This is a genomic window from Vibrio sp. 1731, assembly GCF_033339955.1.
GTDB lineage: Bacteria > Pseudomonadota > Gammaproteobacteria > Enterobacterales > Vibrionaceae > Vibrio > Vibrio alginolyticus.
The window spans coordinates 1-24,689 of sequence record NZ_JAWOVO010000017.1 but is presented as its reverse complement, the minus strand read 5'-3'; the positions used below and the strand labels follow the sequence as shown (position 1 = coordinate 24,689).

General features: G+C 45.1%; 18 protein-coding genes and 1 pseudogene. 12 read left to right on the top strand and 7 right to left on the bottom strand.

The window, feature by feature from the left end; genetic code table 11:
* Positions 1 to 294: 294 nt before the first annotated feature.
* The 5 genes from R7035_RS17995 to R7035_RS17975 all read left to right on the top strand — a co-directional run bounded on the left by R7035_RS17995 (position 295) and on the right by R7035_RS17975 (position 9,243).
* Complete coding sequence (locus R7035_RS17995; RefSeq protein WP_169628527.1) at positions 295 to 2,628, top strand: YgiQ family radical SAM protein; 2,334 nt, start codon at positions 295 to 297, stop codon at positions 2,626 to 2,628.
* Positions 2,629 to 2,889: 261 nt separating this feature from the next.
* Positions 2,890 to 6,399, top strand: coding sequence for a T6SS effector BTH_I2691 family protein (locus tag R7035_RS17990; protein ID WP_262651822.1), 3,510 nt, complete (start codon positions 2,890 to 2,892; stop codon positions 6,397 to 6,399).
* A 3-nt stretch (positions 6,400 to 6,402) separates the two neighbouring features.
* Complete coding sequence (locus R7035_RS17985) at positions 6,403 to 7,347, top strand: hypothetical protein (RefSeq protein WP_033905695.1); 945 nt, start codon at positions 6,403 to 6,405, stop codon at positions 7,345 to 7,347.
* A 3-nt stretch (positions 7,348 to 7,350) separates the two neighbouring features.
* A complete protein-coding gene (locus R7035_RS17980) occupies positions 7,351 to 8,295 on the top strand; it encodes a hypothetical protein (protein ID WP_262651821.1) in 945 nt (314 codons plus the stop codon).
* A 3-nt stretch (positions 8,296 to 8,298) separates the two neighbouring features.
* Positions 8,299 to 9,243 (top strand): hypothetical protein, encoded by a 945-nt coding sequence (locus tag R7035_RS17975; RefSeq protein WP_213870276.1) that lies wholly within the window; start codon positions 8,299 to 8,301, stop codon positions 9,241 to 9,243.
* 134 nt (positions 9,244 to 9,377) lie between these two features.
* On the opposite strand, the gene R7035_RS17970 is transcribed toward R7035_RS17975, so the two are convergent.
* Genes R7035_RS17970 through R7035_RS17960 form a run of 3 tightly spaced genes read right to left on the bottom strand, consistent with a single transcriptional unit; the run spans position 9,378 to position 12,248 of the window.
* Positions 9,378 to 9,794 (bottom strand): GtrA family protein, encoded by a 417-nt coding sequence (locus R7035_RS17970; RefSeq protein WP_262651820.1) that lies wholly within the window; start codon positions 9,792 to 9,794, stop codon positions 9,378 to 9,380.
* 4 nt (positions 9,795 to 9,798) lie between these two features.
* Entirely contained in the window at positions 9,799 to 11,205 is a 1,407-nt protein-coding gene (locus tag R7035_RS17965; RefSeq protein ID WP_318146212.1) for a glycosyltransferase family 39 protein, read from the bottom strand.
* 2 nt (positions 11,206 to 11,207) lie between these two features.
* Entirely contained in the window at positions 11,208 to 12,248 is a 1,041-nt protein-coding gene (locus R7035_RS17960) for a glycosyltransferase family 2 protein (RefSeq protein WP_203345894.1), read from the bottom strand.
* Between the two features lie 152 nt (positions 12,249 to 12,400).
* Here R7035_RS17960 and R7035_RS17955 point away from each other — a divergent pair, with 152 nt between their 5' ends.
* The 3 genes from R7035_RS17955 to R7035_RS17945 all read left to right on the top strand — a co-directional run bounded on the left by R7035_RS17955 (position 12,401) and on the right by R7035_RS17945 (position 15,367).
* Positions 12,401 to 13,078, top strand: coding sequence for a response regulator transcription factor (locus tag R7035_RS17955; protein WP_005389368.1), 678 nt, complete (start codon positions 12,401 to 12,403; stop codon positions 13,076 to 13,078).
* On the top strand, positions 13,075 to 14,361 hold the full coding sequence (locus R7035_RS17950; RefSeq protein ID WP_138940432.1) for a sensor histidine kinase: 1,287 nt from the start codon (positions 13,075 to 13,077) through the stop codon (positions 14,359 to 14,361). Before R7035_RS17955 ends, R7035_RS17950 begins: the two co-directional genes overlap by 4 nt.
* 109 nt (positions 14,362 to 14,470) lie before the next feature.
* Positions 14,471 to 15,367: a 1-aminocyclopropane-1-carboxylate deaminase/D-cysteine desulfhydrase gene (locus R7035_RS17945; protein WP_318146216.1), complete on the top strand. Its 897-nt coding sequence runs from the start codon at positions 14,471 to 14,473 to the stop codon at positions 15,365 to 15,367.
* Positions 15,368 to 15,406: 39 nt separating this feature from the next.
* Here the strand turns inward: R7035_RS17945 and R7035_RS17940 are convergent, their stop codons facing one another.
* Positions 15,407 to 15,949, bottom strand: coding sequence for a hydrolase (locus tag R7035_RS17940; RefSeq protein WP_005457944.1), 543 nt, complete (start codon positions 15,947 to 15,949; stop codon positions 15,407 to 15,409).
* Between the two features lie 150 nt (positions 15,950 to 16,099).
* A complete protein-coding gene (locus tag R7035_RS17935; RefSeq protein WP_017634710.1) occupies positions 16,100 to 16,960 on the bottom strand; it encodes a LysR family transcriptional regulator in 861 nt (286 codons plus the stop codon).
* A 99-nt stretch (positions 16,961 to 17,059) separates the two neighbouring features.
* On the opposite strand from R7035_RS17935, the gene R7035_RS17930 reads away from it, so the two are divergent.
* Together R7035_RS17930 and R7035_RS17925 are read left to right on the top strand one after the other, a co-directional pair.
* A complete protein-coding gene (locus R7035_RS17930; protein ID WP_005376744.1) occupies positions 17,060 to 18,124 on the top strand; it encodes an HlyD family secretion protein in 1,065 nt (354 codons plus the stop codon).
* Between the two features lie 9 nt (positions 18,125 to 18,133).
* The gene (locus R7035_RS17925) at positions 18,134 to 19,153 is read left to right on the top strand and encodes a DUF2955 domain-containing protein (protein ID WP_025767250.1); all 1,020 of its coding nucleotides are present in this window, start codon (positions 18,134 to 18,136) and stop codon (positions 19,151 to 19,153) included.
* A gap of 1,391 nt (positions 19,154 to 20,544) precedes the next feature.
* Here the strand turns inward: R7035_RS17925 and R7035_RS17920 are convergent.
* Both R7035_RS17920 and R7035_RS17915 read right to left on the bottom strand, forming a co-directional pair.
* Positions 20,545 to 21,573 (bottom strand): methionine synthase, encoded by a 1,029-nt coding sequence (locus tag R7035_RS17920; protein WP_031780992.1) that lies wholly within the window; start codon positions 21,571 to 21,573, stop codon positions 20,545 to 20,547.
* A 30-nt stretch (positions 21,574 to 21,603) separates the two neighbouring features.
* Positions 21,604 to 22,578 (bottom strand): DUF1852 domain-containing protein, encoded by a 975-nt coding sequence (locus tag R7035_RS17915; protein ID WP_139059381.1) that lies wholly within the window; start codon positions 22,576 to 22,578, stop codon positions 21,604 to 21,606.
* A 1,098-nt stretch (positions 22,579 to 23,676) separates the two neighbouring features.
* Between R7035_RS17915 and R7035_RS17910 the strand changes: the two genes are divergently transcribed.
* Complete coding sequence (locus R7035_RS17910; protein ID WP_318146211.1) at positions 23,677 to 24,537, top strand: leukocidin family pore-forming toxin; 861 nt, start codon at positions 23,677 to 23,679, stop codon at positions 24,535 to 24,537.
* Positions 24,538 to 24,567: 30 nt separating this feature from the next.
* A pseudogene (locus R7035_RS17905) lies at positions 24,568 to 24,689 on the top strand (IS5/IS1182 family transposase); the annotation flags it as partial.

Sequence of the window (24,689 nt, the reverse complement as noted above, 5' to 3'; positions counted from 1 at the left end):
ATTTCCAGAGCAGCTCAGCCTTTGCATTTAATATGCACTAATTTGATTATAGGCTTTACCCCATATAAGCACACCATTGCTTATGCCTTGTATTAAGATTGCGACATTTTTCATGAACCGCTCTATAACCATGAGGCTTTCAAGGTGAAATTAGACAGAAAATCGCCGATAGAGCATTGATATTTTTACAAACCAAATAAAACTCGATGAACTAAGCTTGAATAGATGAGTTTGTTATAGATACCTGATAATCAAATCGCTATAATTCGCGCTCCCTGGAACAGAGAGCAAAATATGACCAATAACATCACTCCTATTCATGAGTACAAAAAATACTGGGCAGAGTGTTTTGGTACGGCACCTTTCTTGCCGACCAGTCGCAAAGAAATGGATGCCCTAGGATGGGATAGCTGTGACATTATCATTGTAACCGGTGACGCTTATGTGGATCACCCAAGCTTTGGTATGGCTATCATTGGCCGCCTGCTAGAAGCACAAGGTTTCCGTGTCGGTATCATTGCTCAACCAGAATGGCAAAATAAAGATGCGTTCATGCAACTTGGTAAGCCAAATCTGTTCTTCGGGATCACTGCGGGTAACATGGACTCCATGATCAACCGTTACACCGCGGATAAAAAGCTTCGTCACGATGACGCGTACACACCGAATAACGAAGGTGGTAAACGCCCAGACCGAGCGACTTTGGTTTACTCTCAGCGTTGTCGTGAAGCTTACAAAGAAGTACCTATTGTTTTAGGTGGTATCGAAGCTAGCCTACGCCGTGTGGCACACTACGATTACTGGTCAGATAAAGTTCGCCGTTCTGTACTGTTTGATGCAAAAGCAGACATCCTACTTTTTGGTAACGCAGAGCGCGCACTTGTCGAAGTAGCACATCGCATCGCAAACGGCGAAGACATCAGCACCATGACCAATATTCGTGGTACTGCCGTGAACTTGCCAGCGGCGCCAGAAGGCTACACGGTTATTGATTCTTCTCGCATTGAAAAACCTCGTAAAGAAGCGTTCGTACCAAAGAACCCATACGAAGTAGAAACTCAGTGTGAAACTAAAAAAGACGAGCCAGTTGCACAACCAATCACAATTCGCCCATCACGCCACGATGCTGCGACGACTGCGGTCCGTTTACCTTCGTTTGAAAAGCTAAGAAACGATCGCATTCTTTATGCGCATGCAAGCCGTGTACTGCATTTAGAAACGAACCCGTACTCTGGTCGAGCGTTACTTCAAAGCCATGGTGATCGTGAACTTTGGGTAAACCAAGCGCCAATTCCATTGACGACCGAAGAGATGGACTTTGTGTTTGGCCTGCCTTACGCGCGTGTCCCTCACCCTATGTACGGGAAAGCAAAAATTCCTGCGTACGACATGATCAAGACGTCTGTAAACATCATGCGTGGTTGCTTTGGTGGCTGTTCTTTCTGTTCGATTACCGAGCATGAAGGTCGAATCATTCAAAACCGTTCGAAAGAGTCTATCATCAACGAGATTGAAGAAATTCGGGACAAAGTTCCAGGCTTTACCGGCACAATTTCCGATCTTGGTGGCCCGACTGCAAACATGTACCGCCTGGGCTGTAAAGATCCAAAAGCGGAAGCGAACTGTCGTCGTCCTTCTTGTGTATTCCCGGGCATCTGTAACAAGCTAAACACAGACCACAAACACACGATCGATTTATACCGCGAAGCGCGTAAAGTTGAAGGCGTGAAGAAAGTGATGGTTGCATCTGGCGTACGTTACGACCTTGCGATTGAATCACCAGAATACGTGAAAGAGCTCGTGACTCACCACGTAGGCGGTTACTTGAAGATTGCACCGGAACATACAGAGAAAGGTCCTCTTGATCTAATGATGAAGCCAGGCATGGGTACGTACGATCGCTTTAAAGAAATGTTCGAGAAATACAGTGCAGAAGCAGGCAAGAAGCAGTACTTAATCCCTTATTTTATCTCTGCGCACCCAGGCACAGAAGACGAAGACATGCTGAACCTTGCTCTGTGGCTCAAAAAGAACAACTTCGAATGTGACCAAGTACAAAACTTCTACCCTTCGCCAATGTGTAACGCAACGTCGATGTACTACTCAGAGACAAACCCTCTGAAACGCGTGAAGTACAAAAAACGTGAAGATGTACCTGTAGCAAAAGGTGAACGTCAACGTCGCCTGCATAAAGCGCTGTTGCGTTATCACGATCCAGCAAACTGGCCAATGATCCGTGAAGCCCTAGTCAGTATGGGTAAAAAACATTTGATTGGTGACAAACAAGGCTGTCTCGTTCCTGCAGAAGACATTGAAGCACAAACACCTGCGCAACGTCGTAAATCTGGTCGTCACGGGGCAAACCGCTTTGCAACCAAACATACCAAAAACCAACCAGGCTTCGGTGGTCATTTGAACAAACGCTCTGAAGGCGGTTCAAAAGATGGTAAACCATCTGGCAACCGTAACGGTTCGGGTAAAGCTACAGGTGGTCAACACCCTGCAAGCAACGGCCAACGTCCTAGCGGCAACGGTGCAAACCGCCCGGCAGGTAGCAAGCCGCAAGGCCAAGGTCGCCCACAAGGACAAGGCAAACCAGCTGGTCAACGTAAACCAAAGCGTCGCTAATTATTTAGAGCTTAAATACTAAAAGGGCTCCAGAGTTAACTCTGGAGCCCTTTTGTTTTGTCGGCTCATTGAGGCATCACTAATAACTCAAACTTTGATTCAATCAATACAAAAAATGGTAAACACCAACCAACTTATTGGAAAAACAAACAATTATTTGATTGAAGCAAAACCATAGAAATATAACTCATTGATTTTTAATTGCTTTATTTTGGTGCGATATTTGCGTAACAGAGTAAAACTCTTAAACATGGGCTAACGATGAATAATCCACTTCCCCCAAAAACTTCTATGTTCTGGTATGACAACAGCTATACCTATGAGGAGGCCGTTCAGGCATTTGAAAGCGATGGTACACTGAAATCGCTGAATATCGTTCCAACCACGGAATCCGATGATCTTGCTGGCTCCCCCCCAGAGCGCAGTATGTTTTGGGAGGGAGAAACAAAAAAAATCGATCCGCCACCGCCGTCTGAACCAGAGCCTCTCAATTTAAAAACTGAGAAAGAAGCAACGGAAGCATCACCTGCGCACTTTATCCCAGTCCGCTATGCCATCGATCAGCTAGAAACAGAAGAGACACAACCTTTTGGTTTGCCTGAAGAATGGAAAGGCCAAGGCCCAGCCAAACTCAATACCGTTGGTTACACCCTGCGTCAACTGCGCGACGGTTGGCTGTATGTCTATGATGCAATCAACAAAAGCTTAGACGAATACGAAATCAAAGGAACGCAATTCACGCTCTATAAGTTGGGAGAATCGGAAAGCCCAAAATCAGAACAGCGTGGGACACCACAAGATGCAAAGCCCTTCCTTACTTACGTCAACGGAAGCGTACTATCGATTTGCTTCTCTGAGCACCGCTGGACATGGCACACGTTCATGCGCGTACTTAACAATCCGAGTAATCATATCGATCGCATGCAAACCATTGTTCTGTCCTCAAACGAGAATCAGCACAACATTGCACCAATAGATAAGTTAACCCAAGTCGCTGATATTGAATCTTCTGCCGTCGATGATGGTCGCTTTGCGGATTCTGGCATCGCCACCAAAGCAGATGAAGATGGTTCTGTCTTTAAACCTGTCGCAGTCGAAAGCGATTTTACCTCTGCGATTCCAGAAGAAGAGTCAGGCTACTTCGTCGCGATAAAAGATTACGCCGCAGACATTCAAGATATGTCACTCCATTTTGTTGGTGCCGCAAGCCCTTACCGCCTTTTCACTGACCAGTTTTCAAACCAGTGGAACTTGATGCAGACCGCCATGCAACTGTGTATGTTTGGAGCAAGTGACGAGATAGACATGCCAGCTAGCGTTAAGCGTAACGGCGAAGAGCTGTCGTTTTATACCGACATGGCTGACTATTATGACTCCTCTCACCAACTTAATTTGGCAGAGCAGAACAAAAGCTCAGTTCAGTCCGGCTATCCTGCTAAATTTTCCGCTGGAGCGATTGAATCACACCAACATACCCAAAGTGACATTGCTAAAGCGATACAGGACAAATATCGAATTTCTGCGAGCCGTTTTGGTAAATACGAACAATGGATAGCGACTGAGCGCTGGCGTCAGCAGCTCAACTGGAAGCAAATGCTGAGCGAGATGCAAGAGCTGTCAGAACAAAAAGAAACCATGCTAGCCCAAGTGGTTTCGGTCAAACGCGACTTTATCGCAGTAATGGAGTCCTTAACACCTCATCATCTTGAGAGAACCTTCGACCTATACAGCGAAGACACGCAGTACAGCTTGTATCAACTGCACAAGCAAGCCGTTGAGTCATTTACTCTGGTGATGCAAGAAGAAGACCGCCAATGGGCTGAAAGCCAATGGGAGAAACCAACCAGTTTACTTGCTCTCTATGCCTCTGGGTTCAGCCGAAGCTTATTTAAAGTAATAGAGAAGAATATTACTGAGGCGCAGAATGAACAGTCGATCGCCTCAGAAAATTCTGATGCTGATAATCAGTTGACGGACCAGATCTCTGCTACAAGCAACCGTGTTAGCATGTACTCTAAGATCATGGATTTTGTTTCCAACCCAAACACTGCGGAAACGGACTTTCTCAAGGATATCGCCAAAGGCTTCCAAGAGCTGGACATTATCTTTAAATCTGCAATAGGTGCACTTGCAAAAGGAGTTTTAGAGTTTGGCGTTAGCATGACTTCACAAGCATCGATTTTACTGATGCCTGTTTTCGCTAAACCTCTGAACCGTCAGAGCTATTATTTGTTAGCCGTTATTGCAGAGCATATGGCACACAATATGCCGGTGACTGTAAATGAAAGCTACGCTCGCGATTTTAAAAAATGGAAAACACGCGTAAATGATTACCTAAGTGAGCTCAAGAAAAACGATGCGGTCATTGCTGACTTCCAGAAAAACAACCGCAAAGCCGACTCTAAATACACAACAGCTTTAAAAAATAAAAAGAGAATTAAGAAGGCACTCGCTGTAACTACATTGGAGTACCCACAATATATTGAATTACCCGATGATCTACCGCAAAGAACCGTCGAGCTTAGAACTCGGATCGCTATGAATAAGCTCGATGATTTGAATAAACTGTTCGAGAATGCAGGTGGCCTAGGCTTTTTAGCACTAATATTCAACTGCATCGCGCTTGGTGATGCCATGAGTAGTATCCAAGACACGGGGTTAATGTCCTCAGATGAATTTTTGGATATTCAGCAAAAGCTTTTTTATACAGTAAACGCTTGGACGGGAATTCGCACCGGTAAGCTATGGGATAGCGTGAAAGGTGAAGCCCAACTCAGAGCACACTCACGGATAAGGCTTAAAAAGCTAATTGCAGATCAAGCCGATGGTTTCGAGCACCTAATAATAGACGACATAAAAACCTTCAATAAATGGCTTGCAGTTACTGGGATCATAGGTGCACTAGCGTCAGGAATAGAGGCTTATCGTGTTTTAAATAGCATCGATGACCTAGAAAGAGATGCAAGAATCGCTGGGTATTTTAACTTTTCTTCGTTGGTCGGATTAACGGTCGTTGGTGCCTTTCAGGCCATTGGTGGAATAACAGGTATATGGTCGGCAAACGTTCTCTTTGGAGGACCAGTAATGTTTGTCATTATGGGACTCACTGCGGTTTACCTTCTTAGTAATCATATCATGAGTAAACTTAAACAAGACGATTATCAAAAATGGTTAGATAAATTTCCTTGGGGCTATCACCCAGATAAAGCACGTTGGAGTCAATCCTCAAGCTTGGTAAAGAGAGAAAAGCATAATTCTTCTTTAGTACAAGAGGCCCTTTTTGAGTTAAAAACCATAATGGATAAACCTTTAATCTGCCAAACACCAATGATGCGTACCGTTCCGAATTCATCAACACAGTACCCAGCAGCAAAACAAGAATTGTTTGGTATTGAGCTACATATCCAAGTTCCCACCAATAATGCAAGAGATGGCATAAAACTTCGGACAAATACTTCTGTAACAGAGGAGGGACTGATGTCGGGAGCTTGGTACACTGGAGTAAATCTAGAAACGTTGAATAGTTCAACGGATTCCTCAGATTCTCAAAGCGTCTATAAATTAACTTTACCAATGAAAGACTCAGCTAACTATCTAGCATTTGAGATTGAATACATCCTTGATGATAAAAACGAATTAAGCCGTAAGTACTGGTTCCAAAATAATGCAAAACAGCGTGCAACTTATACGGCGATTTCAGACAATACTAAACAAGCAACGATCAGAAGTTCATTAACTTCTGATGCTAGTGAACTTAGCTTACAGGAGTAACCCTTGGCTTATTTACCTTTTTACATCACGCCAGACGAACTTTCGGCCTACCAAGAAGAACAAGAGCAACAAATTCTAAAGGGGAAAGATCTTGCAACCTGGCACAAGCACGATATTGAGGAACCTTTTCGATACTTATATTTATCGATTGCTATAGCCGCAGTTAGCCCATTATTTTTCCTTACCTATTTCCTACATGATAGTAGTGAAATGATCTTAACTTACATTTTATCGGGTCTGACGATAATCATGTCTGGAGTGTCCTATTTGACTTTTGGTTTAGACAATCGCTATGACTACACCTTGTCCGACAACGGCTTAGTGATAAAAAAGCGACGTGATTTACCTAATTGGGTAAACTCAGCAACGCAGGTCATGGGCTGGGTTGGTGCTATAGTTTGTGTAGTAATGGTAGGTATTGCTGGGCCCATGGTTCTTGTCGGTGCTGGAGGGTTTATACTGGTTTCATTTCGTATGCTAAATCGTCAGCCTGACGAACCTACGGAAGTTCGAGTAGCAGAGACAGAAGATTGGCTGTTCGCCTACTACAACAAAAAGCGTAAAGTGATTCGCTTCTACCACAAGTATGACGAGTGTTCTAAATGGAGCCTAGAGAAGCATACCATCTTCAGAGCTCAAACTCGTGGTTATAGCTACATATTCTTTAGGACTGTTCAAGACCTAGATGCAATGCTAGAGACCCTTTCAAACAAATACGACATTGAATGTATTGATTTTCCAGACCATAAAGCGTTTTTTGAAGGAAGACCTGAACCTCGAATTGAAGATATCCCTTCTCGCAGCCTTGAATTTCCGGTAGCCGATACCTTTGACCTGAGAGCTAAAAACGCCCCACTTCCTGAATGGCGACGTATTTACAACGGCAAGTGGCAAACGGAATCTGAAATCGAACAATCAAAACCTGAACTAACGACAGCCAAGGAGTAACCCTTGGCTTATTTACCTTTTTACATCACGCCAGACGAGCTTTCGGCTTATCAAGAAGAACAAGAGCAAGAAATTCTAAAGGGGATGAACCTCACAACCTGGCACAAGCACGATATTGAAGAGCCTTTTCGATACTTATACCTATCGATTGCTATAGCCGCTGTCAGTCCATTATTTTTCCTTACCTATTTCCTACATGATAACAGTGACATGATCTTAACTTACATTTTATCGGGTCTGACGATTATCATGTCTGGTGTATCTTACCTGACATTTGGGTTGGACAATCGTTATGATTACATCTTGTCCGATCGCGGATTGGTTATAAAAAAGCGACGTGATTTACCGAATTGGGTCAACTCTGCGACTCAAGCCATGGGCTGGATTGGAGCAATAGTTTGTGTCGTGATGGTTGGGGTTGCTGGACCCATGGTTCTTGCCGGAGCTGGTGGGTTTATATTGGTTTCATTTGGTATGCTTAAACGTCAGCCTGATGAACCAACAGAAGTGAGAGTAGGCGAACGAGAAGATTGGCTGTTTGCGGGCTACAACAAGAAAAGGAAAGTGATCCAATTCTATTTTAAGCAGGACATATGCAGATATCGAGATACTGCTCATAAGACTATCTTTCGCTCACAAGATAGATCAGATTGTTATGTTTTCTTTAAAACTGAAGCAGATTTAGAATCCATGATCGCGCAACTGTCAAAGGTCTACAAGCTGGATTGTACAGAGGTAGATGACCACAAAAAGCTGTTTGAATCGACGCCAGAATCAAGGCTCTTTAGTATTCCAGTTTGTAGTAGAGAATATCAAACCGAAGAGGTATTTGATTTAAGGGCGTCAAATGCCCCACTTCCTGAGCGTGAATACCTTTACAACGGCAAGTGGCAAACCGAGTCTGAAATCGAACAATCAAAGTCTAAACTAACTACAGCTCTGGAGTAACCCTTGGCATATTCACCATTTTACATCACCCCAGAAGAGTTGGCAGTTTATCAAGAGGCGCAAGAGCAAGAAATACTCGCAGGCGATAATGTCAGAACATGGCATAAGTATGATGTAGAGGAACCATTTCGCTATTACTTTAAACTTTTTGCGCTTCCATTTGTGATCGCCCCATTCCTACTAACTTTGTTTATACACACGAGTGACACGGTTGGCGTAACTATTTTTTCTTTTATTTTGTCGGTGATGGTGTCTGGAGCCTTTTACCTTACGATTGGCCTCGACTATCGCTATGACTATATTTTTTCTGACAAAGGCTTTGTGATGAAGAAACGTCGCAACATGCCTAAGTGGGTGAATACCGCCACGCAAGCCGTTGGCTGGATAGGTGCAGTGGTTTGTGTGGTGATGGTAGCGGTCGTTGGCCCGATGGCGTTAGCAGGAGCTGGAGCTTTTATATTAGTCTCCTTTAAAATGCTTAAACGTCAGCCTGATGAACCAACAGAAGTGAGGGTCGGAGAACGTGAAGACTGGCTCTTTGCTGATTACAATAAGAAAAGAAAAGTAATTAAGTTCTTTTTTAAGCATGACACATGCGAATATATTAATATAGAACATACTAAGATTTCACGCTTACACAACCGATTCCACTATTACGTATTTTTCAAAACCGTGTCTGACTTAGAGTCTATGGTCAATCAGCTAGCCACGGAATATAAGCTTGACTGTACAGAAGTCGCCGACCACAAAAAGCTATTTGAAGCTAAGCCAGAGGCTAGACTGTTTGGTACGCCAGTTTGTTATAAAGAATATCAAACCGATGAGGTATTTGATTTAAGGGCGTCAAATGCCCCGCTCCCAGAGCGAGAGTACCTATATAACGGCAAGTGGCAAACCGAGTCTGAAATCGAACAATCAAAATCTGAACTAACGGCAGCCAAGGTATAAACCTTGGCTTGTTTACCTTTTTACATCCCCCCATGAAAAGCTTTAGGTTTACTCTGATGTACAAAAAGAAAAATTGGTTCAAATAACGAATTTTTAACTCGAGGATAGGATAGTAAGCCCGAACCTTTCTATCCTCAACTAAACACCCATTTTGCACTGAGTAAATAGTTACTCACCATGCCTGCCAATATGCCTAAGATCAAAGCCAAATAGACCATCACCCCTTGCGTTCCTAGCGCGAGCGTTACGCCTTTGAACACAATAAAGTTCGGCAAAGCACTGATACAGGCACTCGCCATAAATTTTTGCCATTGAGCGAAAGGGTTGGTTTTTTCTGCTTGAGAGAAAGTCAGCCAGCGATTGCCAAGCCAAGTCGTGGTTGCTGCAAACAAAAATGCTATCCCACGAGCCAGCATCAGATCCAGACCAAACCAATGGAACAACACAGAAAAGATAAGGGTGTCGACCATAAAGCCGACACCACCTACTAGAGCAAACCTTGTTAACGAAGCAAACCTTTCCAGCGAAGCAAATTTTGGTAATTTGCGCATTCCGTTACCCAACCACACAAGTGTAGAGTGAGCGTTTCGATTTTGCTGTGAACTCATTGGTACAACTCAACGCATTTTCATGAATCATGCTATCCACTTGCTGCGATTTACCAATCAGGTGGAATTTCTTCAGATTGTTTAAGTCATTCTTATCTTCAAGCTTTTTCGCCTGACCATGACTATAGAACTGACCTGAGAACGGGCGCTTACCAATGTAGAAGACCGGAGCGTTGTCATTAATTTGCGCGAAGATGATGCGATCGCTGCGGCTATCTGCTTTGCCCATATTCAAAACCAACATCGCAATCATAAGCAGGGCTGGCAACACCGCTGCCGTTCCGGTCAGCCATTTGAAATCGTGTTTATCCACCAGCATTGCAATCAAGATACCCAATGCAGGCACACCCGGTAGCACGTAAGCAGGCAAAATATTCCCAGCCATGGTGAACAAGGTCATTGGTGAAATCAGCCAACACATCAGGAAGCTAAATAGACCTTGATGATCCGTTTCAATGGCTTTGAGTACCTTACGACGTTTCCATGCCAAGATAGGCAATACAATTGACCAAGGCGCAGCCGATTGCAGCCAGAATACCCAGATCATCCCACGTGGTTGATCATGAGCAGAGCCATACAGGTCCCCTTCCCAACCGCTGACAACAAAACGCTTAAAGTGCTCGCCAACAATAAAGTAATCAATAAATCCAGGCGTCGCCATTTCAGCCATGATGTACCAAGGTAGAGCAATCGCCAGCATGAGCACCACCCCCAACACAATTGGAAAACGCTGCCACAAGGCTTTGAAGGCACCGAAGAAACCATGCTGAATCACAAGCCAAGGAAACACTGCGATGCCCATGATCACGATCGCCACCGGACCTTTTGCTAACAGCCCGCAAGCCAAGCCAAAGAAACCGAGATAACCCCACAATCGGCTGTGTTTGTCTTTGCCAAGCCAGCAGTAGTAAAAGCCGACCATCGCCATGGTCATTGCCAATGTCAGTGCCATGTCTGTCATCACTGCACCCGCCGCAATTGAAAAGATGCCACACGTCGCCAATACCAACGCTGCGATGACTGCGTTAAAGCCAGCGCGATGCGCCATGGCTGCAACAAAAATAATAGTCGCGACACCCGCCAACCAATGAGGCGCGCGCACTGCGAATTCATTCAATCCAAACAACTCAATGCCGTAAGCACTCATCCACGTGAACAGGGGTGGCTTCCCCCAAAAAGGCACGCCATAATCAAACTGTGGGGTAAGCCAATTGCCTGTTTCCACCATTAAGCGCGCCATTTCGCCGTAGCGGGCTTCGGTGGTGTCCATCAAAGGGTAAGCGGCAAGTGAAATAAGACGGAGTAAAAGAGCAAACGCCAACAACAACCACAGATGGGTTTTATTAATACTCATGATTACGCGGTTTCTCCCAGTTTAAACTTCATGGTTTGGATGGATTGATGTTTTGCAGGCTGCTCGTAAACAGACTGAACAAGATAAAGAGGACGTTGCTTGGTCTCGATAAAAATGCGGCCAATGTATTCGCCCAAAAGGCCAATCGACAGCAGTTGCACACCGCCCAATGCAAGTTGGACGACCATCATGGATGGGTAGCCAGTGACAGGCTCACCAAATACAACAGTTTTCATCACTATGAATGCGCCATAGATAAAGGCACTGAACGCCACCAATGCACCGGCAAGTGTCGCTAAACGCAAAGGACGAATGGAAAACGAGGTAATGCCGTCCATTGCAAGGCCAATCAGCTTGAGGTAGTTCCATTTGGTTTCACCACAGAAACGAGCGTCACGCTCAAACTGAACCGTCACTTGCTTGAAACCCGGCCAAGAAAAAATACCTTTCATGTATCGGTTACGTTCTGGCAGCGCATTGATGTGTTTGACCACTTTTGCGCTCAGTAGACGGAAATCGCCCACATTCTCAGGCACATCCAATTTCGCCATGCTATTCAGCACTTTGTAAAAGCAAGCGGCCGAGAAGCGTTTGAACCAAGTTTCGCCGTGGCGTTCACTGCGCTGCATGTTCACCACGTCATACCCTTCACGCCATTTTGATACCATTTGCGGGATTAACTCCGGCGGGTCTTGCAAGTCAGCATCAATCACGATCACCGCTTCACCTTGGCAGTGTTCCAGCCCCGCACTCATGGCGGACTCTTTGCCGAAGTTACGGCTTAGTGCAATACAACGAACGTCGCTAGAAGATTGAGAAAAGTTTTGCGCGATCATTAGGCTGTCGTCTTTGCTACCGTCGTCGACATAGACGATTTCGCAGCGTTCTGGCATTTCATCCAAAACGGCGGCTAAACGACGATGAAATTCAGGCAAGACTTCTTGCTCGTTAAAGAATGGCACCACAACAGACAAAACTGTTTTAGGCTCAGTGTGTTGGCTCACCTTTGAAAAGGTTGCAGCGTGAATGTTGAAGGTTGACATGCTACTCTTCCACTAAATCCGATGAATGAATCCAGTCTACAAACATCAATGTGAAAGAGATGTTGTTGACATCTTTTTCACGTTCTTAGTGAATAATGTTCGGTTAAGACGCAGTCTTATTTTCGAAAACCCGCCCACTTGGAGAGAAATACATGAAACGCGTACTTTTAGTCGAAGATAATCGAGAAATCGCAGGCATGCTGTTCGATTATTTTGAGTGTGCAGGTATGGAACTCGATTATGCAGACAACGGCGAGCTCGGCCTGAAACTGGCGATGGAAAACACCTTCGACATCATCTTGCTCGATCTCATGCTGCCACGCATGGATGGCCTGACCATGTGTAATAAACTTCGCGACGCGGGCAACAACACACCAGTACTTATGCTGACGGCGCTTGATAGCCGTGACGATATGCTCAAAGGCTTCCAACACGGTGCCGATGATTACCTGACTAAACCTTTCGATCTGGATATTCTTGAAGCGCGCATGATGGCACTGATCCGCCGTTACCGTGGTACTGTCGCGTCGAGCAAGTTGGAATACGGTGAAGTGTCTATCGACCAAAAAACGCGTAAAGCTTACCGCCAAGATAAACTGCTAGCGCTAAACCCAACCACTTACACCATTCTGGAAATGCTTGTGAAAAGCGCGCCAGACGTAGTGACACGCGAAGAAATCGCCTTCCAACTTTGGCAAGAGAACGAGCCGAACAACGACGTTCTGCGCAGCCACATTTACCAACTGCGTAACCAACTTGATAAGCCATTTGAACAACATGTGCTTATCACCGTGCCGAAAGTTGGCTTCCGATTGGAGACTGGTGCATGATCAATCGCTTACTTGCTAGCACGCAAAGCACACAAAGTATGACAGGGCGACTCGCTCTGTTTTTCTCTTTTGTGTCGGTCGTGATTGGCATCTTCTGCTTTTTGTTGATTACCGGCTCCCTGCTTTGGTCTGAAGACCGCGTGGGCGAGCGTCGTATTATGGTCGATAAAAAAGAAGCGATTGAACATTTCCAGTCCCACCCAGAGCAAGGAAGTATTCAGCTTGATCTGCTCACCACCGCTTACAACGACATCTCACTGGTTGCCGAGCGCTACCAAAAATACCTGATTGGTCAAAAGCACTTTCTTGATGAAGTAGAAGACGGTGAATACTCGCGCATGGTTTACATGAGCACTTACACCTATAAAGGCGTTGAGCATCCCGTGATTCTGGTTTCCTTGATTGATGAAATCGAGATCACCTCAGAGGAATTCATTCTCGTCGTCGCTATGGTGTTGTCCATTGTCGCCGTGCTGGTGTTTCTGTTTGGTAGCCTGCTGCTGCGTTTGTCACAGCGCTTAATTGAACCCGTCAATGCGCTTAAAACCCAACTCGATCATCACCAAGGCGATGCCACGCAGACCTTTAGTGTGCCCGAGGGCTCGGCCAAAGAGTTCCAAACCCTTGCGGATGAGTTGAATGAGTACCGCCACAAAATCAACCAAGTCATCAAGCGCGAGCAAGCCTTTGCACGATACGCAAGCCATGAACTGCGTACACCGTTAACCGTGATGAAAGGCTCAAGTAGCTTACTGGCGAGAAGTGCGAACACGGACTTCCAAACCCGCCAAGTGAACCGAATTCAGGATGCAACGCAACAGATGTCGACTATGGTGGATGCCCTACTCGGCTTAGTGCGTTACGAGCGTAATGCAGATGATTCACCAGTACGAAACATCACCGAGGAAGAACTCAACCAAATCATCTTCCAAAGCCAAGCTCAGGCGGATGAGAAAGCACTCAGCTTTAATGTACAGATCGACGGCAACCCAAGAACGCGCGCGACCAATGCCGTGTTGACCATTATTCTTGGCAACCTGATTCGCAACGGCATCGCTGCGACACCTTCGGGATCAATTCATATCAATATGGATGAAAACACCATCTCGGTGCGCGATGAAGGTGAAGGCTTTTCGACCATTCCGCACTCAGATGGGCACGGATTAGGTTTGATGATTGTGGACGATTTGTGCCAACGCTATGGCTGGCAATTTAAGATTGGTACACATCCAGAAGGTGGTTGTGAGGCAAAAATTAACCTCGCAACAGAACATCAGGAATAACCGAAATGGAAGACCTGAAACACAGACTTTTTATCTGGGTTTAATGGCGTTACACTACGCGCCCTTTTTAAATGGCAAAGGTGACACGGTTTATTCCGTCAGCATCGACATGAAACTCTCAGAAAGTCCTATCACCCAACATAGCTTTAATGGGCACAAATTTTTCCTTAAACGTGACGACATGCTCCACTCCCACTTTTCTGGGAACAAAGCACGTAAGTTTATGACGTTAATGGAAGAGCAAAATCCCGACATCACCACGTTAATAAGCTTTGGCTCCGCTCAATCTAATGCCATGTACTCGCTTGCCGCTCTGGCGCAAATCAAAGGCTGGAACTTCGAATTCTACGTTCAACACATTCCTTCTTGGCTTAAAGACTCCCCTATCGGCAACTATCGTGGTGCGCTTGATTTGGGTATGAAAATCACCGCCATGCAAGACATCGGTAGCGAACTCCACCCTAGTGAATACGTCCACCAGGTACAAAGATTAGATGAGTCGACATTGCTTATTCCAGAGGGTGGACGTTCCCACCTCGCTGAAGCTGGCATCAAACAGTTAGCACGAGAAATTCTTGATTGGACGCGATTGAGAGGTAAAGAACAGTTTACCGTCGCCCTGCCATCAGGCACTGGCACGACCGCTTTATATCTTCATAAACATTTAAGCCCACACGGCATAGAAGTGCTAACTTGCCCTTGCGTAGGCGATGCAGATTACTTAACTGAGCAGTTCAACCAGCTCGGTGAAAACAGCCACCCAACCATTTTAACCGTGCGCAACAAACACCATTTTGGTCGCTTGTACGAAGAAGATTACATCACATGGAAAGCACTCTTTGAGCAAACCGACCTCGAATTTGACCTGTTATACGACCCGTATATGTGGCAATGCCTCACCCCTTGGTTGGAAGAGAACACAGATAAAACGGTGATTTATATTCACCAAGGCGGGTTACTTGGCAACGAGTCGATGTTGCCAAGATATCAACGAGAATTTGAATAGCGTGTTCAAATAAAGTTGTTGCTGATTACAGTGATTCCACTATTTGATGAGCGCCAGAATTTCTTTGAATTCAGGTGCTCGGCAATCTTCGACCATTTCATACAAGCACATTTCTAACCCAGTGAGCACCACACCGTTAGCGGTTAACTTCGCAAGAGCGAGCGCTTTATTGGCAGCGGTTCGGGAAGAGACACAATCCGTGACTAATTCAACGCGATAACCGGACTGGCGCAGAGAAACCGCGGTTTGATAGACGCAAATGTGGGATTCAATACCGCAAACCAACCAGGTATCAACTTTCGCGTTCTCCACCGCGACCTTAAACGTCGCCTCTTTGCAACCATCAAACGTGTACTTGGTAATAGGTAAATGCGTGCTTTCAAGCACTTCACGAATCGGCTCCGCGGTTGGGCCCAACCTTTCTGGATTCTGTTCTAGCCACAGAATAGGCAAATCTAGTGCTTTGGCGCCCTTTACCAGTTTCGTGATATTTTCAATCAGTGCGTCGCTTTCATGCATTAATGTAGCGAGTTTGCCCTGAACATCCACCACAATCAGGCCCGTGTTTCCTTTCGATAACATTTCCATCTCCTATCTTGTGCGACCACAAACCATACTCAACAAGTTGAGCAAAAGTTAATGTATCAGAACCCTTTCATGTTAGAGCAATAAAACCTAGAAAGATGACCTTCGCTCACACATTTGCCCTTAGGTAAGAGTGGTTTGAACTGACTATTTAAATTTCTCTCGAATTAGTTCAATCAAGGCTTTGACTTTATTGGGCAGAAATAAGGCCGAGGGATAAATCAGAGTAAGATGCTGCTTCGGATGCGCGAATTGAGGCAGCACCTCGACCAACAAACCGTCTCTCAGTGCAGGCTTGGAATGAATTTGAGGAATAAACGCGATGCCGTTTCCTGCTATCGCCATCGAGCGCAGCAAGTTGAGGTCATCCGAACGCAACGCCACATGCAGATCTGAATCGAGCAAATCGGCATTGTAACGATTAGTTAAAAGGCGATGCTGCTTAAGATCTTCCACCGTTTTTACTGGCGGATGCGATTCTAGATAGGCTTTTGACGCAACAAAGTGACTACGATAAGGCAAAAGACTGAACTGCACATAGCTGTCATCGGTGACTTTGACCACGCTCGGAAGAAGCTGTAAATCAAACGATTGACGCTTGAGATCGACACTCTCTTGATGGTTTTCAATCTCGACCGAAATCTCCGGATACCGCGTTGTGTACTCGGTGATGATCGCGTTAAACGCGGCAGAGCTCATCAATGCGGAAGGAATGGCTAAACGCACCTTGCCCGTCAGCTCTTGTTGATATTCGTGCATGGCATTTAAACCTTGCTGAATATGGTCAATAGGCTGCCCCACCAACTCAAACAAGCGTTTCCCGTGCTCCGTCAACTCAATGCTGCGTGTTGTGCGAATCAAAAGCTGTACCCCGAGCGATTTCTCTAATTCTTGCAGACGACGACTCACTTTTGAGCGTTGTAGTTGATTCGCCTCTGCCGCTGCACTTATACCGCCGTGAACCACCGTCTGAGTGAATAGGTAAATATCATCAAAATTAACGTTCATTGTCCTATTTTTAGGTCATTTATGTTCGTATTATCATTCTACTGAATTGTGAGTGACTTCTCTATAATCCGCTATCCAACATGTTTAACGGAACTTGTAATGACGGCTGACCAAAAATTCAAACACTGGATGCGAACTTTGATTGTCCTGTTCATCGTACTATTTTTGTACATTATCATTGCTGACCGCCACGCCCCCTTAACGACCGAAGGACGAGTGCAAGGATACGTTGTCCAAGTCGCACCCGAGGTATCTGGTAAAGTGACCGACGTTCTCATCGAGAATAACCAGTCCGTTCAAAAAGGCGATGTGTTGTTTACGATTGATGATCGTAAATACAAGATAGCGCTTGAACAGGCGGAGCTGTCTCTGCAATCCGCTTATGAAAAAGAAGCAACGCTGTATTCTCAACGCGAAGCCGCTCTTGCCAATATTGCCCGCGCACAAGCGACATTTGATAATGCACACCGCGAGTACAACCGCTTACTGACACTATCGAAGCAGAAAGTCATCTCTCAATCGACACTCGATAATGCCTTTGCCCAAAATCAGGTATCACGTGCAGCGCTTAAAGCGGAACGACAAAACTTAAAAGTCATTGAGGCGCAATTAGGCGATCAAAAAGGTCAAAGCACCGCCGTTCGAATTGCCAAAAACGGCATCGAAAAGGCGCAACTTGATTTGGCAAATACCGCGGTACTCGCTCCCAGTGATGGTGTCGTGACCAACCTGCAACTAGAAGTTGGCACGATGGCAAACACCAACATGCCATTGCTGACGTTTGTACCAACAGGATCACTCTGGGTAGCCGCTGATTTTCGTGAAAAGTCCGTCGCGAACGTAGACAAGACTTTCCACGCCTTGGTCACATTTGATGCCAACCCAGGTTCGGTGTACGACTTTGATTTAGCTAGCCGCGATTACGGTGTAGCAGCCGCACAACAAACGCCTAATGGCGCACTGACCAAAGTGGAAGTGAACAACCGCTGGGTACGTGATGCGCAGCGTACACGAGTGAACCTAACCAGCAGCGAAGAGTTACCACCAGCACTGTTTGTCGGCTCTCGCGCTACCATTGTTTTGTACCCAGACAACAGCATTTTCTGGCAGTTGATGGCGCAAGCACAGATTCACCTCGCAAGCTGGTTCCACTTCATTTACTAGGCGGCGACAATGAAAACCTTACGAATTTGGTTCGGCTGCTCTTTAGGGCTCGCGCTAAGCATGATCTTCGGTTGGTCTTACGGATTTTTTGCCATCATGATGCCGCTGTTTATATTGGGCAGAATGGACAACTTTAATATTTCGGCTTTATTGATCGTGTTTTTCTCTGCGGTGTGGACAACCATACAAGCCACATTTTTGCTGGAATACTTGCAGTTTCATCCAACATTAATGACCGTTGCCGTCGGAATCATGATGCTGTTCAAGTGCATTGCAATGATGAACCAGAAAACCTATTTGTTTGGTTACATGGGGCTGTTGGTGGGTTCAATTGTGTTGAATTTTGCCAGCTATAACTTCATGGATATTGAAGAGTTCAACGTCAACATGTGGGTGATGGCGTTCAGCAATATTTTTGTTTGCGCATTCGCGTATTGGTTGTTCCCGGAGCCAAAATCCCCCGCCGAGCACATTGAGATGTCGACCCCAGTAAAAAGCGATATTGACTACATCAGCCAAGTTGCTATGGGTTGGGTAGTGGCGATGGCGGCATTTATCGTATTCCAAGTAGCGGACTTATATGACTCGCTGTCCGCACAAGCTTCCATTTTGATCATCCTAACCCCAATGACTTTAGCGGGCTCGCTCGCCATGGCAAAAATTCGCATCATCGGCACCGCACTAGGCTGCATCGCAGGGATGGCTGTTCAGCTGATATTGGGCAGTTGGTATGGGCATGGGCTACTCTTTTGGCTCGCCTTTACCATTGCAATGGGGCCATTCTGCTTGTGGCTCACCAAAGGGCAAATTAAAGCGGCTATCGCGTTTTCTGCCATGTCTGCCCTATCGGTTCCGCTGACGACCTCATTGGTGCCAGAACAAAAAGACGCGTTCTTTTCGATCTTGTACCGTTTCAGCTCGATTTTCGTCGCGGTTCTGCTCACCGCGATGGTGATGTGGGTGGTGCATCACTGGATTCGTGTGATGTTGCTAAAGCATCCTGAGATTAAGAGCGTGGAGTTGAATTAAATCTGGCCGAGGCTGGAAACGGGAAATGTATGCCGATCACTTTACTGTGAGCGGCATTTTTATTTAAAACGGTCACCCTGAACAACGAGGGACGAGGTGATTCAGGAGCTACCCACCGAGTGCTGTGAAGTTCTAAGGTTATCGCCATTTTCCAGTGAGTTGTTAGTATATTCCTAGTCTCGTTTAGACTCGCTGGAATGACCCAACTTTGGATACAAACCAAATAGTTGTGTACATGAGTAACGTATATCTCAACAACCGTCATCCTGAACAGCGAGGGACGAGCGTGATTCAGGATCTACCCACCGAGTGCTTTGAAGTGCGAAAGTTATCGTCATTTCCTAGCGAGCTGTAACCCGATTCCTAGTCTCGTCTAGACTCGCTGGAATGACGCTATCCTGAAACTGCTCTAATAACTAGGGTTGTGGCGAGCAATATATCTTCCAACATCCGTCATCCTGAACAGCGAGGGACGAGCGTGATTCAGGATCTACCCACCGAGTGCTTTGAAGTGCGAAAGTTATCGTCATTTCCTAGCGAGCTGTAACCCGATTCCTAGTCTCGTCTAGACTCGCTGGAATGATCCTATCTTGGAGCAGATCCAATGCCTGGGGTTGTGGCGAGCAATGCATTTTCCAACAGCCGTCATCCTGAACAGCGAGGGACGAGCGTGATTCAGGATCTACCCACCGAGTGCTTTGAAGTGCGAAAGTTCTCGTCATTTACCAGCGAGCTGTTATCAGATTCCTAGTCTCGTTTAAACTCGCTGGAATGACGCTATCTTGAAACTGCTCTAATAACTAGGGTTGTGGCGAGCAATATATCTTCCAACATCCGTCATCCTGAACAGCGAGGGACGAGCGTGATTCAGGATCTACCCACCGAGAGCTTTGAAGTGCGAAAGTTATCGCTATTTCCTAGCGAGCTGTAATCCGATTCCTATTCTCGTCTAGACTCGCTGGAATGACCCTCTCTTGGAGCAGATCCAATACCTAGGGTTGTGGCGAGCAATGTATCTTCCAACATCCGTCATCCTGAACAACGAGGGACGAGCGTGATTCAGGATCTACCCACCGAGTGCTTTGAAGTGCGAAAGTTATCGTCATTTCCTAGCGAGCTGTAACCCGATTCCTAGTCTCGTTTTAACTCGCCGGAAAGACCCTATCTTGAAGCTGCTCCAATACCTAGGGTTGTGGCGAGCAATATATCTTCCAACATCCGTCATCCTGAACAGCGAGGGACGAGCGTGATTCAGGAGCTCCCCACCGAGAGCTTTGAAGTGCGGAAGTTATCGCTATTTCCTAGCGAGCAGTAAACCGATTCCTAGTCTCATTTAAACTCGCTAGAATGACTCTAACTTTAGTTCATGGTGCGGAGCCTAAGTATTAATATCAACCCACCAACTCTTTACGAATGATCTCCGCACCCGCACTTAACGCATTGAGCTTAGCGGTCGATACTTCACGAGACAAAGGCGCCATACCGCAGTTGGTACATGGGTAAAGCTTGTCGGCATCAACGTACTTCAACGCCTCTCGCAGTGTGTTCGCCACTTCTTCTGGCGTTTCAATTTCGTTGGTAGCGACGTCAATCGCACCAACCATCACCTTCTTACCGCGAATCAACTCAAGTAACTCAATAGGCACTCGTGAGTTATGACACTCAAGCGAGATAATATCGATATTTGACTGCTGCAATTTAGGGAATACTTCTTCGTATTGTCGCCATTCAGTGCCTAGCGTTTGCTTCCAATCCGTGTTCGCTTTGATGCCGTAGCCATAGCAGATGTGCACTGCAGTTTCACATTTCAGCCCTTCAATCGCACGCTCTAAACACGCAATGCCCCATTCGTTCACATCATCGAAAAACACATTGAACGCAGGTTCATCGAATTGAATAATGTCGACACCCGCCGCTTCAAGCTCTTTCGCTTCTTGGTTGAGGATCTTTGCAAATTCCCAAGCCAGCTTTTCACGGCTACCGTAATGATCATCATAAAGTGTGTCGATCATCGTCATAGGGCCTGGCAGCGCCCACTTGATAGGTTGCTTAGTTTGCTGACGCAAGAACTTGGCATCTTCAACAAACACGGGCTTTGTGCGGCTTACTGGGCCAACCACCGTCGGAACACTTGCTTCATAACGGTTGCGAATGGTCACCGTTTTACGGTTTTCAAAATCTACGCCGCTTAAATGCTCAATAAAGGTCGTCACAAAATGTTGCCGAGTTTGCTCGCCATCACTGACGATATCAACGCCTGCCAGCTCTTGTTCTTGCAAAGCGACACGTAGCGCATCGCGTTTGCCATCAATCAGTTCTTCACCTTGCAGTTTCCACGGTGACCAAAGTTTTTCTGGTTCGGCCAGCCAAGAAGGTTTCGGTAAGCTGCCAGCCGTTGAAGTCGGTAATAGTGTTTTCATCGTCATTCCTTTCTAGATTCTCGTTATCGATTACGCGTAGCTTGCAGACCATTGTTCAAGCACAGATTGATAAGGTTTGATGAAATGCTCCTCGGCAAATTTCCCTTGTTCAATCGCCAGTTGGCTGCGCTCTTCTCGGTCGTAAACGATTTGAGTTAGCGAGTGGTCTAGGTTTTTTAAGTTTGGCTGGTAGCAATTACCGGCAACCGCGTTGGCATTGTAAATCTCAGGTCGGTAAATCTTCTGGAATGTCTCCATCGTGCTAATCGTACTGATAAGCTCTAGGTTTGAATAATCGTTCAACAAGTCACCGAAGAAGTAGAATGCCAATGGTGCAACACTGTTTGGCGGCATAAAGTAGCGCACCTGTAAGCCCATCTTTTTGAAGTACTGCTCCGTCAACGAAGATTCGTTCGGCTGATATTCAAAGCCCAAAACAGGATGTTGGTTTTCGGTGCGTCGATATACCTTGTTGTCCGATACGCTCAGACAAATCACTGGCAGCTTTTTGAAATGCTGTTTGTAAGACTCAGAATTAACGAAAGCTTTGAACAGTTTGCCATGCAAATCACCGAAGTTCGCTGGGATACTGAACTGTGGCTGGTTTTTGTTGTGGTCCAACAGCAAAACGCTAAAGTCGTAATCACGCACGTATGAAGAGAAGTTGTTGCCCACAATGCCTTCGATACGCTCGTTAGTGTTGTGGTCAACAATGTTAGTTTTGAGCACTTCAATCGATGGGAATGCTTCTCCACTACCTTGGATATCCATATCAACAGAGATGATTTCAAGTTCAACTGAGTAGCGGTCACCTTGCGCGTTATCCCAATATGCCAACGCATTAAAACGATTATCGATCATTCGGAGCGCATTGCGCAGATTCTCTCGGCGGTAGTTTCCGCGAGCCAGATTAGCAAAGTTGGTAGTGATTCGCGTGTTGTCTGATGGTTGGTAATTCTCATCAAAGCGAATGCTTTTGATAGCAAATGTGAAATCGTTATTCATCGTGAGTTGGTATCCTATTTCCTTAGATAAAGCAGACTTTTCCTAACTCTGTGCATGGGGACATTTTTTGTTTTTTGGTTTTCCCAATCGTTAGGTTGCACAGCACTTACGACGAACGGTTCGTACAAAAAACGACCGTCGCAGTGCCTAACACCAGAGCAGTCCTTTTTTTATACTTGCTTCACGAGTTGAGTAATATTGGTATTGTTTCACATTGAACATGAAGGAAATTCATAGTGGCAGTTCCAACCCTGAGAGAGCTATCGTAGATACTGTTTTTCATTGACACCAATACACGTAACTTGGCGAGCATATTGCCAATATGTGTAATTAAGAAACGGATAAGAGATTAGCAGTACGTAAACCAGTTTAAGCCGAGAAAACGCATTGTATAAACAAGACGCCAACTAGAATATAGGACAGCGTAACTTAAATAGCACGTTTCACATCCCATCGTTTATTCAAGCATTCGTTTAATTAGAAGTACGTTACATTTTATATTCTCGAAACATGATTATTTAATTATCTTATTTATTTCTTTTTCTATCTTTATCATCTTAAACGTAAAGTTTAATTTCCTGCTGTAAAAGCACATATAACTTCATACACGAACATGACAACTTCATTGACGGACTTTATCACTCAACTATTACATTAAGCTCTAAAAAAATAATAACAAAAAACATAAACCACTGTTTTAATTTGAATTGAACTCATAAACCCGAGATAACCACATAACGATACTTTACTTAGTTTGGTATAACAAAAACCCTAAAAATAACATGGCTAACATTTATAAAATTCACTTTTATCAATAAAAAGCTCAATATAACATTAGAAAGTTAAAATTAAGCAATAACTTAAAAAGGCAAGACTTAATAACCAAATTCTTATTTATTATAGTTGAGAGGTAAATTTAAAAACTATGAGACATTAATCCCACGAATCTATCCTTTTTCTTTTTTTAATAAAAAACAAGATGCACTATTTCACCGCTCATTTATTGAGCTTGAATTTATAACCTGTCCATAATTATAAAGTGCCCATCAAGATAGTTTAAAACAAAAGTCTTTATGGGCTGACTAATAGGAAACAATAATGGAAAAACAGCATCTTTCCGCGAGTATTATCGCACTCGCTTTACTTGGTTCTTTAGCACCAGCACATGCTGAAGATACATTGAAATCTTACACTTCGACGTTGCTTCAGCTTGATGATGGTGATGCACGCTCGAAAAAAATCCGCTTAATTTATTCTTTAGAAAATGTCTGGAACCAATCTTTGCTACCAAATGGCGCTAAAGAAGCCAAGTTGATCCTAAATGGCGGTTCTGGCTTCGACATGACTAATGTTCCAAACAAAGAACAAATCTATGGTTTTGCCACTGGGGGAGATTACCGTTACACCGTTCCAACGGCTTTTAAGCTGGCACTGAGCTATTTAAATGGCGCCCCTTTACGCCACATGAGCCATGCTCCCGAAAACACCATTGCAACGGCATCTGTCAGTGAGTCTCTAGATTTTAACCTTGGATTTAGTGCTTCTACTTCTCCAAATATTAGTGGGGGAATCTCCTGGAGCAACCGTGTAACGTACGACCAGCCAGAGTTTCAAACGGTTGCCGATTTTAACCAAGCTAACGAAAGCATTAATTGGTTAATTGAAAACAAGACTATCCGCCATAATACGCCAGCTAAAGACTGGTTATTGTATCGTTGGACCAGTTGTGACATGGGTAATTTGATTGATTACAATGAGTTACCTGTCGTTATGCGTTCAGATTTTAAACCACAAGTCGGCGTCGTATATAGAAAAAATGACATTCAAGATGGCCTAGATACATCAGAGGTCAAGCTGGTTGCTGGTTGGCGAAAAACCAATTACTACTTTGGTCGCGACTGGTGTAGCTGGGCTTTGTTGCTTAAATCGATGGAACTAAATCAAGAAGCTACGATCTGATCGGCTACACCCATTAATCGTCGTAGCCTCATGCCTAAACCTCGTTACAAAACAACTAACTGGACGCAGTACAACAAAGCCTTAATAAACCGTGGTTCTCTGACCTTTTGGATTGATGAGGAAACGATAGCCGAGTGGAAGCAAAACAAACA